The sequence below is a fragment of the Flaviflexus ciconiae genome (assembly GCF_003971195.1).
Lineage (GTDB): Bacteria > Actinomycetota > Actinomycetes > Actinomycetales > Actinomycetaceae > Flaviflexus > Flaviflexus ciconiae.
In genome coordinates, this window is the sequence record NZ_CP034593.1 from 2,592,759 (window position 1) to 2,604,934 (window position 12,176).

At 55.4% G+C, this 12,176-nt stretch carries 12 protein-coding genes; 11 read left to right on the forward strand and 1 reads right to left on the reverse strand.

The genetic code is table 11. From position 1 onward, the window contains the following. The first annotated feature begins 90 nt into the window (after positions 1-90). The 11 genes from EJ997_RS11620 to EJ997_RS11670 all read left to right on the forward strand — a co-directional run bounded on the left by EJ997_RS11620 (position 91) and on the right by EJ997_RS11670 (position 10,549). Entirely contained in the window at positions 91-1,290 is a 1,200-nt protein-coding gene (locus EJ997_RS11620) for an ATP-binding protein (RefSeq protein ID WP_206501664.1), read from the forward strand. Positions 1,291-1,472: 182 nt separating this feature from the next. Next, on the forward strand, positions 1,473-2,270 hold the full coding sequence (locus EJ997_RS11625) for a sensor histidine kinase (RefSeq protein WP_126704689.1): 798 nt from the start codon (positions 1,473-1,475) through the stop codon (positions 2,268-2,270). Beyond that, entirely contained in the window at positions 2,267-2,953 is a 687-nt protein-coding gene (locus EJ997_RS11630; protein ID WP_126704690.1) for a response regulator transcription factor, read from the forward strand. Before EJ997_RS11625 ends, EJ997_RS11630 begins: the two co-directional genes overlap by 4 nt. Positions 2,954-3,105: 152 nt before the next feature. Beyond that, complete coding sequence (locus EJ997_RS11635; RefSeq protein ID WP_126704691.1) at positions 3,106-4,521, forward strand: MFS transporter; 1,416 nt, start codon at positions 3,106-3,108, stop codon at positions 4,519-4,521. Positions 4,522-4,531: 10 nt separating this feature from the next. Beyond that, positions 4,532-5,602, forward strand: a complete 1,071-nt coding sequence (locus tag EJ997_RS11640; RefSeq protein WP_126704692.1) for an extracellular solute-binding protein — start codon at positions 4,532-4,534, stop codon at positions 5,600-5,602. 517 nt (positions 5,603-6,119) lie between these two features. Continuing rightward, positions 6,120-7,142 (forward strand): ABC transporter permease family protein, encoded by a 1,023-nt coding sequence (locus EJ997_RS11645; protein ID WP_126704693.1) that lies wholly within the window; start codon positions 6,120-6,122, stop codon positions 7,140-7,142. Beyond that, positions 7,139-8,236, forward strand: coding sequence for an ABC transporter ATP-binding protein (locus tag EJ997_RS11650; protein ID WP_126704694.1), 1,098 nt, complete (start codon positions 7,139-7,141; stop codon positions 8,234-8,236). Before EJ997_RS11645 ends, EJ997_RS11650 begins: the two co-directional genes overlap by 4 nt. A 29-nt stretch (positions 8,237-8,265) precedes the next feature. Next, positions 8,266-8,646, forward strand: coding sequence for a metallopeptidase family protein (locus EJ997_RS11655; RefSeq protein ID WP_228201504.1), 381 nt, complete (start codon positions 8,266-8,268; stop codon positions 8,644-8,646). A gap of 235 nt (positions 8,647-8,881) precedes the next feature. Beyond that, on the forward strand, positions 8,882-9,697 hold the full coding sequence (locus EJ997_RS11660) for an alpha/beta hydrolase (RefSeq protein WP_126704695.1): 816 nt from the start codon (positions 8,882-8,884) through the stop codon (positions 9,695-9,697). A gap of 132 nt (positions 9,698-9,829) precedes the next feature. Continuing rightward, complete coding sequence (locus EJ997_RS11665; RefSeq protein WP_126704696.1) at positions 9,830-9,994, forward strand: recombinase family protein; 165 nt, start codon at positions 9,830-9,832, stop codon at positions 9,992-9,994. Positions 9,995-10,027: 33 nt separating this feature from the next. Beyond that, the gene (locus tag EJ997_RS11670) at positions 10,028-10,549 is read left to right on the forward strand and encodes a hypothetical protein (protein ID WP_126704697.1); all 522 of its coding nucleotides are present in this window, start codon (positions 10,028-10,030) and stop codon (positions 10,547-10,549) included. A 94-nt stretch (positions 10,550-10,643) separates the two neighbouring features. On the opposite strand, the gene EJ997_RS11675 is transcribed toward EJ997_RS11670, so the two are convergent. Then, positions 10,644-11,891 carry an IS256 family transposase gene (locus EJ997_RS11675; RefSeq protein ID WP_126704698.1) on the reverse strand — a complete coding sequence of 416 codons (1,248 nt, stop codon included), beginning with the start codon at positions 11,889-11,891 and terminating at the stop codon, positions 10,644-10,646. Positions 11,892-12,176 lie beyond the last annotated feature (285 nt).

Sequence of the window (12,176 nt, forward strand, 5' to 3'; positions counted from 1 at the left end):
GAGTAAAACCGTTGCGGAGTGGGGTGTGGTGGCGTCATGGCCTATTATCCTCGAGTTGCGGACAGTGTGCTCAGTGAGCTTCTGGGTGGGATGGGTGCCGTCCTCATTGAGGGGCCGAGAGCATCTGGAAAGACCTCTACTGCACTCCAGCAATCTGCCAGCTCAATCCGACTGGACCGGTCGCCTGAGCTAGTGCAACTTGCTGAGCTCAGCCCTGATGAGCTCTTGCGTGGATATACGCCTCATTTAGTTGATGAATGGCAGCTTGCTCCGACCCTGTGGAATGCCATGCGCCAGGAAATTGATGAGCGTCAGAAACGCGGACAGTTCATCTTGTCGGGTTCTGCGATGCCATACGACGACGTAACCAGGCATTCCGGTGCGGGACGGTTTGGAAGACTGCGAATGCGCACAATGTCCCTGGCCGAAAGTAGGGCTTCGTCAGCTGAAGTGTCGCTGTCCGGATTGGCATCAGGCGCGAGAGTACAGGCCACGTCTCCACTTACGTACCGAGATCTCGCCGAGCAGGCAGTGCGAGGTGGGTGGCCCGGGCTGCTGGATGCTGCAACCAGACAAGCAATCGTATTCAATCGTTCCTATGTGGACGATCTGTGTGAAACCGAGATCATGGGCGCGACCGGCATACGGCATAATCCGGAGCATTTGCGTCGCCTTATCGAATCGGTCTCTCGAAATATTTCGGCAGAAGCAACGTTGAAGAGCCTTTCTGCTGATATTTCAGGTAATAGCGACCACCTTGATCGAAAGACGGTCTCGAATTACATGGACGGCCTCAGGCAGGTCTTTGGGCTTGATGAGCTACCAGCCTGGAGTGTTTCCCTACGCTCTCGTTCACGTCTGCGGACCTCTCCGAAACTACACCTTGCTGATCCCGCTCTAGCATGCGCCGCCCTAGGCATTGGAGTCGATCGGTTGGCTCGTGATCCCGAGTACTTCGGCCAAGTTTTTGAATCAATGGTTGTGAGAGACCTTCGTGCCCTTGCCAGTGTCGAGTTCGGTCGGGTCTATCACTACCGTGACAATACTGGCCTGGAAATCGACGCCATCATTGAATACCCAGAAGACGGCAAATGGGGTGCCTGTGAGGTCAAGCTTGGATCCTCCAAGATCCCCGATGTTGAACGCAATCTCCTGAAATTGAGGAATGAACGGGTTGACTTGGACAAGCTCGGAGAGCCATCCTTCCTTGCCGTCATTACCGGTACTGAGTATGCATACACGCTTCCGAGCGGTGTTCATGTCATCCCGTTAGGGGTGCTGGGGCAGTAAGGAAGACGTTGCCATTTACTCCGGTGAGAGAACGGGCTTGACTAGGTTGCCCGCATCTTGGTGGGTAATCAGGAGGCTGTTGCAATGCGTAGATCGTTCATCGGGCTGGGAGTCGCTGCGGTTTTAGACTCGAGGTAGTTCACATTGCGGCGAGTTTGTGCGCCATGTGAGAGGATTCGAAAATGCCACTTCTCCCCATTGCGCTTCTGTTGCTCCTCGTAATCAGTTTGGGTACCTGCGTGGTGTTGATTCGCAAGATCAAGAAACTGGAATACGAGGTTGAGGAACTTCGGGATGAGGCTGAAGAGCGAGAACGAAGACCAGCCATCATCGCTCATGAAATTAGAACTCCGTTGGCACTCGTTCGTGGTGCTGCGGAACTTCTTGCAGAACAAACTCCCGGACCGCTAAACGATCGACAGCTCGAATTTGTCGAAACAATTACCGAAAACTTATCGCAGGTCATCGACATCTCGGAGAATTTCATTTCGCAGGTGCACTTGGCGGAGAACCCTGAAATCCAGAATTGGGAAACCGTAAATGTGCGGGATGTCGTATACGAGACTGCGCGGAACTTGCGGAAGGTGACCAGCGTACCGATACATGTGGATGCCCGTGGTGGCCCAATGCCAATCGCTTCGGATCCGAAACTCATCCGACAGCTCGTTTGGAATCTCGTGAATAATGCGGCAAGGCACGCGGGTGAGGGAGTGCCAGTATCGGTCCGCATCTCCCCATCTGAGAGCGGTGGAGTACTCCTGTCGGTGAACGATTCGGGCTCGGGTATGGGGGAGGAGGATCTCAAGAAGCTGTTTACGCCGTTTGCTACGGGTTCTTCCCGAAGGTCAGGTAGTGGCATTGGCATGATGGTAACGAAGCAGATTGTTGAAGCACATGGAGGGAAAATAATGATCGACTCTGAGAAAGGGTATGGAACCGCTGTTCTCGTCGCGTTGCCGGCAGGTGGTGGGCGCCTGTGACTAAGCCGGTTGCCCTCATCGTCGATGACGAAAAGCAGATGACATCAATTGTCTCCTTTGCACTGGAAGTGCAGGGTTTTGATTTTCATACCGCCCACAATGTGGCCGATGCCTGGCGAATTCTCAATACCTATTCGATCGATATTGTTGTCCTGGATGTCATGATGCCTTCCGGCTCAGGTATCGACCTTACGCATCGGATCCGAACGTTGTCGTCCAGCATCCCCATCATCCTGCTGACCGCCCTTGGCGCGGAGAAGGACAGGATTGCTGGCCTGGAGGCGGGGGCGGATGACTACGTGACAAAACCATTCAGTCCGCGAGAACTTGCGTTGAGAGCACAAGCCATTGTGCGTCGGTCCAATTCGCGATCTGATCACGACTTTGTGGAGTACGGTTCACTTCTAATTGACCGCACGAGATTGGCGGCTTCTTGGAAGGGCCGCCACCTGGATCTGTCGGACACGGAAGTCCGTTTGTTACTGGCTTTGTCCGGAGGTTACATCGTGAGCCAAAGGGAAATCCTCAATAGGGCGTGGGCAACGACCGAGATCGTTGGTGGGCGTGAAATGGTCAAGACGACCATCTATAGGTTGAGGCGGCAGCTGGCCAATCTGGAGGTTGAGGGCCTCGAAATCGAATCTCACAGGGGTCTAGGCTATTCCCTGAACGTTGAGGAATAGCTATTTCTTTGGCTGACCTCGTTCTTGGTGACAGCGTTGTTACCGAGTGTTACCTGGGGCTGTGGTGGTGTTACCCGGGTATAGCCAGGATATTCAGTGAACGGTGCCGTTGACATTGGAGTGATGGCGCCCCACTGAGTAAGGGATATTTCATGGCTGAAAAATCTAGAGGAAACTTGGGTGTGCTAGCGGCCCCGCGCGTCGCACCGCGTCTCCCGGAAGAAGAGCAAGCGCCTCTCTACAAGCGCCTCCGAGCGCAAGCATTCCTGGGAATTTTCCTAGGCTACGCAGGCTACTATCTGATTCGAAACAACGTATCGATTGTTTCTGCAGTACTTGAAGAACACGACGTGCTTGACGCACTGGGATTGGGCATTGTTGCGAATGCTGTTCTCTTCTCCTACGGTCTCTCCAAGTTCTTCATGGCGATGCTGTCCGACCGTGCGAACGCTCGCTACTTCCTCCCGCTCGGACTCGCATTGTCCGCGATCGTTAACCTGCTCCTTGCCTTCGTTCCGATTCTGACGGCGTCGGTCGGCATCTTTGCCACCATGATGTTCATCAACGGTTGGTTCCAAGGAATGGGTTGGCCGCCTTCAGGGCGTGTGCTCGTGCACTGGTTCTCGACCAATGAACGTGGCTGGATGACCTCGATTTGGAATTGTGCCCACAACGTTGGCGGCGCCGGCGTCGGTATTCTGTCAGCTTGGGCCCTGTCTGAATTTGCGAGCACTGAAGCTGACTGGACTCCGGCGTTCTGGGTTCCTGCAATTGTCGCTCTCGTTGTCGCAGTCATTGCCTTTATTCTTGTTCGTGACAGGCCGGAGGCCGTCGGTCTTCCCCCGATTGAAGAATGGCGAGAAGACCCGGCGAAGGTTGACGAGACCGCCGAAGAGCTGGAAATGCCGTGGAAGGATAAGCTGTTTAAGCATGTCCTCACCAACCGAGTGATCGTACTGCTGGCACTGACCAACGTGTTTGTTTACACCCTCCGTTACGGTGTCTTGAACTGGATTCCGATCTACTTGACGAATCAAATCCACGCCGCAAACATTACGGATGGCATCATCGGCTTCGCTATCTACGAGCTTGCTGGAATTGTCGGCACCCTGCTGTGCGGCTGGATGTCTGACAAGGTGTTCAAGGGATGGCGTTCCGGTGCGGGACTAGTCTTCATCCTGGGAGTTGGAATCGCGCTAGTTTTCTACTGGCAGATTCCTGCCTCAGCTCCGCTGTGGATCTTCTACGTTCTGATTGCAATCATTGGTGGCCTGATTTACGGCCCAGTCATGCTCATTGGCCTGATGGCAATTGACATGTCTCCGACAAATATTGCTGGAACAGCAGCTGGTTTCACCGGAATGTTTGGATACCTGCTCGGAGCTTCGCTCGCCTCCACAGGTGTTGGCCTGCTGGTCAAGCACTTTGGCTGGGACGTAACTTTCGCCTGCCTGGTAGGAATTGTTCTTCTGGCTCTCGTCTTTATGTGGGTGCTGGGACGAGATGAGCGGAAGATGATGATCGAGCGGGAAGAGAAACTCCGCGACATGGAGGAAGACACCAAGTAGACGCTCAATCATGACGTGTATCCGCCAGCACCAGATGCTGGCGGATACACTGACAATTATGCTCGTACGGTCTCGCTGGTGGCGGGCAAAGCTGCCTGAAATTGCCACACTCGTTATCCTCTCCACCGTCGCGCTCGGATTGATCGTTGTGCCCCGGATTGGTGCTTCCGAACTTGTGGTTCTGTGCTCGAACAATGTCTCAGCTTGTGAGGCCGTCAGTGCAGCTTATGAAGAGCAGAGTGGGCAACAGGTCACCGTCGTTCGTATGCCCACATCTCAAGCCTTGACTCGAGTGCGCGTTCCCAAGGAATCTGGAGAGTTCGATGTTTGGATGGGTGGACCGGCAGATGCGTATGCCATTGCTGCCCGTGAGGATCATCTTGCAAGTATTGAACTTGATGCTCAATCGGTACCGGACAGATTGCAGGACCCAGAAGGGCGATGGTACGGAATCTACGGAGGTATTCTTGCTTTTTGCGTTGCCAACTCGATTGAGCCACCAACCACCTGGGCGGAACTCAACAGCGACTCTTCTTACCGAATTGTACTCCCCAACCCGGTGAGTTCTGGAACTGCCGCCACGATCCTCTCTGTCCAGGTACAACGGCTGGGAGGTGAGAGTGCGATGGTGGACTATATGAAAAGCCTCGATGAAGCGGTGCTCTCATACACGGATTCGGGAACGGTCCCCGCCCATCTCGTAGCATCGGGTCGAGCCGATATTGGCGTTTCCTTCGCCCCTTACTGTGAAACTGAGAAGCTCCTTGGAGCGGACATTTCTGCAATCTATCCTTCCGACGGTACGGGTTTCGAAGTTGGGGCAATTGCAGTCTTGGAGGAAAGTAGGAGACAGGACGCCGCAATCCAATTTCTTAACTACGTAGTCTCGGATGAAGGGCAGCAAATTGGCGCCCAGGTTGAGAATCAGCTACCGGTAAGTGAGTCGCTCGAACCGAACTTGATCGGGCAGTTGGAGGAACTGGAGACCGCAATTTATGGCTGGAATATTCAGGAAATTGGAGCAAGCCGAGCCGGCCTGATTAATCTTTGGTTGAACGAGGTTCGCAACGGTGCGTACTAGCCCGCCGTCGGTGCAGGTCAAGAGAAACCGAGTCAGTGTTCGGACTGGTCTCATTGCGGTCCTCGCTTTCGCTTCGTTCTCTGCATATTGGATTGCTGTTGGAGAGCAGGGGACCCATCTTCTGCCGGTGGTGCGAAGAACGTGGGTTATGGGACTCGCCTCAGGCTACTTGGCTGCCTTGGTGGCAGTACCGTTAGCGTTCTACTATCGCACTGCGCCCCGGACAGCTAGGTTCCTAATCGGATTTGGTGCCTGTACTCCCATTGCCTTCGCTCCACTGACACTAGCGACCGCACTGGTCCAAGAACCTTTTAACCTTGACCCGTACGGCTCGGCAGTTATTGTGCTGTCGCAGGCGCTAGCCAACCTGCCGATTGCATTCCTGCTACAGGTGGGAACACTCGTACTGGTTCATGACAATCTTATTTTTGCGAGTGCGACATTGGGACTCGAGCCTCGTAGCACTGCTAGGCGCCTCTTTGGAAACCGCAGGAGATGGTCTTTTGTTGTTAGTGGAATGGTTGCATCGCTCTTTGCGGCATCGGATCCTTCGGTAACCCTGGTTTATGGTGGAACTCGGAGCTATCTCGCATCTCATATTTATCGGGGACTGAATGCAGGGATGCAGCCTGGTGCCGCTATCGGTGCGACTCTCGCACTTCTATTGCCTGCCGTTTTTCTGGCAATTTACCTCACCAGGACGATCATGTCCTCATGGTCTGCCGGTGGCCTGCTCGCATTCGGTCAAGCTGATGTCAGTACTTACTTTGGGAGGCAGAGGTTATACCAATTCATGAGTTTTGCTCTGCTGGCTCTGATTGGACTTGTCCTGGTGGTGATTATTGCAGGGGCACTTGGCGTAAATATTGGGGAAGTTCTCAACGCCAGTACGGTACAGACAACACTGGTGACGGTTATCGCCATAGTTGTCGGTGCTTCTTTGGTTGGGCTGTGGACAGCGCGACTCTCGAAGCGGGGATCAAGCTCGGCGTTCGTCGTTTCCTTTGTCCTGATCCTGAGCTTTCTTGTTTCTCAAACTGTCATGGGCATGGTTCTCTCTTCCCTGCTTCGCAATGCCGTCATCATCGGGCAAACTCCTGTGCTTCCGTCACTCGTTGGTGGTGGAGCATTCGCGGGAGGATACATTGCGGTCGGAATTGCCTATCTTTCCATCGCAACCCCAATAGCACACCTGACAATGAGTGGGATCTTGCGGAGCACCACAGATCTTTACGGTGCTGCACTCGATAACGGGGCCGACCGGTTTCGTGCCGTATTTACAGTACTTCCCGCTGTGGCGCCCCGTCTGGTTGTCATGATGGCGATCCTGTCAGGGATTATTTTGACGAGGCTTTCACCGATCCTGTTTGTGCAACCTCCCGGCTATGCCGCCCCGTCCACGAATCTTCTGACAATGGCATCGGCAGGGTGGGATGAGCATGTTTTTGCTCTTGGGGTCGTATCAGCGATTATCCCGGTGCTAGCTTTTGCCTACGCTGCAACTCATGAATTTCGAGGAAAGGGACGTAAGAACGCGTGACCGAACTGGAATGGCAGAATCACCGTGAGCACGGCAATACCGAAACGGGACTGGTGGTGCAAAACCTGAGGGTCTCCTTTGACAAGCCAGTAATTCGGGGCGTCAACCTTCGCGTTGATGAAGGCGAAATACTGAGTCTGGTGGGCCCTTCGGGATCGGGAAAAACAACTCTGTTACGAACCATTGCTGGCCTACATGCTCATGCAGGTGGGAGGATCTTGATCAACGGACGCGATATCAGTGACGAACAACCACAGCATCGCAAAACCGGCTCAGTGTTTCAAACGCCGGCACTGTTTCCCGACTTAACAGTCCGAGAAAATATCGCTTTCGGATTAGATGACGCGATGATGAGTGACAGCCGCCGTGATGATCTGGTCGAGATTGGCATGACCATGATGAATATCGCGCAGCTTGCTGATTTACGACCGGATGTCCTCTCCGGAGGGCAGGGTCAGCGAGTTTCGTTTGCTCGCACTATTGTCCGTAGGCCGCGCGTACTTTTACTTGATGAGCCTGTCGCTCATGTGGAGGTGGCCCTAAAACACGCAATTCACAAGGACATCACCACTCAAGTGCGCAGGATGGGGATGAGCGCAATCTACGTCACCCATGACATTAGCGAGGCCTGTGCGCTGGGTGATCGGATCGCGATCATGAACAACGGTCAGATTGTTCAAGAAGGCACACCGCGGTGGGTGTACCAGCATCCAAACAGTGCTTTCGTTGCGGAGCTCATGGGAGTGGTCAACGGGTTTGCTGCGAGGGCGATCAATAGGACAGGCGATCTAGCGCATGTGAGACTTGGCAAGGCGACATTGTCATTGCCGTGCCAAGACAGCGTGGTAAATGGTCCTGTCACGGTGTTTGTTCCTCCCGAATCTGTGGACCTTTCCGATGCTCCCCAGAGGGAGGGATTCATGCTTGGACAAGTTATCGAAGCAGGATTCGCCCGAACCCATATGGTTTACGACATTGAGACCGATTTCGGGACGCTTGTCGCCCACGACTCCACGCAAAAGGCTCCACGCCAGATTGGAGAACGAGTCTGGTTTCGGGTCCGTGACGGCTGGGTTATTCCACCTGAAGACTAGTCACACCACAGGCATGACAAGATAGCCACGTGGTAGAGATTTCTGAAGAAGAGTTCGAGGAAGCCGTCGGTGACGCTCTCGACCTGGTACCGCCTGAGCTAATGAATGCGGTCGACAACGTCGTGTTCCTCATTGAGGAGGAACCGACCGAGGAGCAGATGGTCGGCACCGAGCTGGTTGATGGTCAGCCGGGCCTACTGGGACTCCACGAGGGGACGGCACTGACCGATCGAGACGATGGCTGGTCTGGAGCCCTGCCCGATACGATCTTCATTTTCCGTGGCACCATGTCGAGGCTGTGCGAGAGCAGAGAAGAATTGACCGAGGAAATTGCCGTCACAGTTACTTACGAAATTGCTCATCGCTTCGGGATCGATGATGATCGTCTCCACGATCTTGGATGGGCATAGTGGCGGGGGAGTAGGCGCAACTTCAAGAGAGCAAGTACCTCCTGTGTTTAGTGCAGGGAAAACGCCTTCTCATTTAGGCAACGTCTGATCCTCTTCGCCGCGGATGCTATATCTCCTGGTAGGGGTCCAATTGTGCCATATGCAAGTTTGTCGGGATCTTGTTATTCACCAATCGTTCAGCTGGTGCTTAACAACCGGGGTGAACCAGTGGCGGTTTTGTGCGAAAGTGAGTGGTATGGGACTACGCCACATCATCGCTAACGGCCAGCCCCGGAGCACGATCCTGCTCCTGCATGGCTACGCCGAACACTCCGGTCGCTACTCGCACGTCATCGAGCGTTTCGCTGCGGCTGGATTCGATGTGTTCTCGTACGACCAGCAAGGGCACGGTAAATCCGAAGGGAAGCGGGCCAGGGTTGATGTAGCAGACCTGATCGCCGATCACCGGGTAGCGAGGATGATGGTGGGGGAGCGAAAGCGTACAGAGAATCTCATGCTCTTCGGTCACTCCATGGGAGGCCTGGTAACCGCGGCCTCCGCACTGATTGATCCTAGTGGGGTGGATGCTGTTGTGCTCTCGGGACCGGCCTTCCGCCAATTCCCGGAGACCGCACACGTGGTCTCCCGCATGGGCTATCGCCTCGCCAGGCTCCTGCCGGGTGTGCCGACGGTGAAGCTCGATGCTGGGCTGGTCAGCCGCGATCCGCTCGCTGTACGCAAATACGAGCGTGATCCGCTGAACTACCACGGCAGGGTACCCCTGCTGACAGGGGCTTCCATGGCGGTCCAGGGCCGCAGGGTTTTGGATCATGCTCGCCTTTGGGATAACAAGCTGCCTCTCCTTGTCATGCACGGGGAGGATGACGGGCTGGCAAACGTTGATGGTTCGAGGGAGTTTGTGGCCTCTGCCAGACTGGCGGGAGCACCAGCCCGGCTCGTGACAATCCCGGGTGCCTACCATGAGCTTCTGCAGGAGCTCGAGCGTGATGACCTGCAGGATCAGATGGTGGAGTGGATGATCGACCAGCTTGCTGAAAGCGGCCCTGCCTAGCAGACTCGGAGCCCTTCACTACGTACGGTAAAAGGGGTGAGTCCCATATCGTTCTTCCGTAAGAAAAATTCCGAGCCACAGGAGTCGGCACCCTCTGCTAATTCACCGGTTGAGGTATAGGGAACCGAAGTTGTGCGGTACATCTACCGCCGCTTCCTCGAAGACGCCACTAACGCTGACATCATCCGCGAATGCGAAGCCCTCGGCTATGAAGCCTACTGGGGCGGTCGTTTTACCAATGCAACGTTGAAGTTGATTCTGCGCCAGGAACGCTACACCGGCAATACGCTTCTTTGAAAGTCATTCAACCCGTACCCCGGACACCACGGCATGAAGAACACCGGGCAAGCACCGATGTACTTCGCCGAGGGCACCAATCCAGTCATCATCGACCGAACCACCTTCGACAAAGTCCAGCCCTTGTTGGAGGCCCGAACCGCACGAAACCGTCGCGCTGCTCACAACCAGACCATCACCGTGTTCTCTGGAAACGTGTGGTGTGGTCCTTGTTCTGCAAAGGCGCACCGGTGCCTGGCCTACCGGGACAAAGAAGGACACGAATTCCGAGGACGGAGGTGGCCACGCCGAATCAAAGGTAAGCCCAACCAGTGCGAAGGGCACATCGTGCGCGAAGGCCGAATCAAGGAGATTACTTGTCTACTCACCGGCACAACGACCTTCACTGATGAGCTCTTTAGCGCACGCGTTAATCGCGTGGTCATGACATCACCAGGTGAGGTCGAGTTTCAGCTACGCGACGGGCGGAGCTTCCAAATCGGCTACTCAAATGGCAGGTATGCCCGCCCGATTAGCGTCGAGGATATCGCGCTGCCTGAGGAGGTAGGGAACTGATGAGTCATAGAGTCGGGCAGATCCCAGCGACAAAGCCCGTCACTTGGTCAAGTCCCGTTGGGTGGTTTAGCGGGTTTTCCTTCGAAGCTGTTGGTTAGGCGCTGAGAGCGGGCAGGGAATCGGTGGTGATCGTTTTGTCCGTGTCGGGGACTAGGGAGAGTCTGGACCGGGTGAGGACATCGAATCCGAGGTAGCGCCGTCCTTCTGCCCATTCATCGGTCTGCTCAGCAAGGACAGCGCCCACGAGCCGGATGATCGCCTCCCGGTTGGGGAAGATCCCCACGCTATCGGTACGCCGCCGGATCTCCTGGTTGAGTCGTTCGTTGGGGTTGTTCGACCAGATCTGTTGCCACACATCTTTAGGGAACTTAGCGAAAGCCAGAATGTCTACGCGAGCGGTGTCCAGGTGATCATGGACGTCGGGGAGCTTGGCATCAACATAGTCCAGCAGCCGCTCGAACTGGGCGTTGACCGCGTCCTGGTCGGGCTGGTCATAGACGGAGTGCAGCATGGCTTTCACGGCCGGCCATAGGTTCTTCGGTGTGACTGTCATCAGGTTCGCCGCGTAGTGGGTCCGGCACCGCTGCCAGGAAGCACCAGGCAGGTTCGCGGCTATTGCTTCGATCAGTCCCCGGTGAGCATCCGAAGTCACCAAAAGGACCCCGGACAGGCCGCGTGCCACCAGGTCAGCGAAGAACGTGTTCCATGCTGGCCCGGTCTCTGAGGTTGCGACCTGAAGGCCGAGTACTTCACGGCGACCATCAGCGTTGACACCGGTGGCGATCATGACCACGGCATTGAAGACGCGTCCGCCCTCACGGACTTTCATGGTCAGCGCATCAGCCGCCACAAACGTGAAAGGGCCTGCCTCATCGAGGGGCCGGTGGCGGAACTGGGCGACTTGTTCATCCAGGTCACTAGCCATCCGTGAGACCTGTGATTTAGACAGGGAGTGAATACCGAGGGTTTTGACGAGCTTGTCCATCCGCCGGGTCGAGACGTCGGCGAGGTAGCAGTCCGCGACCACGGTGATCAGGGCTGACTCAGCACGTTTACGGCGTTCTAAGAGCCAGTCCGGGAAGTAGGTGCCCTGCCGGAGCTTGGGGATCTTCACATCCAAAGTCCCGACCCGGGTATCTAAGGGGCGGGTGCGGTAGCCGTTGCGCTGGGCGAGACGGTCAGCTGAGGGAGCACCGTATTCGGCTCCGCAGACGTTATCCGCATCAGCTGACAGGAGCGCGTTTATCATGGTCTGTAGGAGGTCACGCATCAGTTCAGGAGATGCCTCGGTCAGGGCTTGGCTGAGCAGGCCTTCAGGGTCGACAATGTGAGGAGCGGTCATCGTGGTGATGTCCTTTCGAGTGGGATGTGAGAGTTTCTTCGAAGGACACCCGCGGTGACCGTCTCCATAATTATGGCCATAGAAATAGTTACCCGGGCGCTACACCACTCTACGGGGCACTACTGGCACCTATGACAAACCAGTCGAGGATATTCATGCGCGTTACACCTCCATTGAATGCGTCTTGTGCTCCGTTGCACAATCACTTACGCGTTGCCGTGAGCATGGCATGCAGACCTTTGCACGACAAGCTATTAGTCAATCTCGACAGGGGTGTCGGAAGTT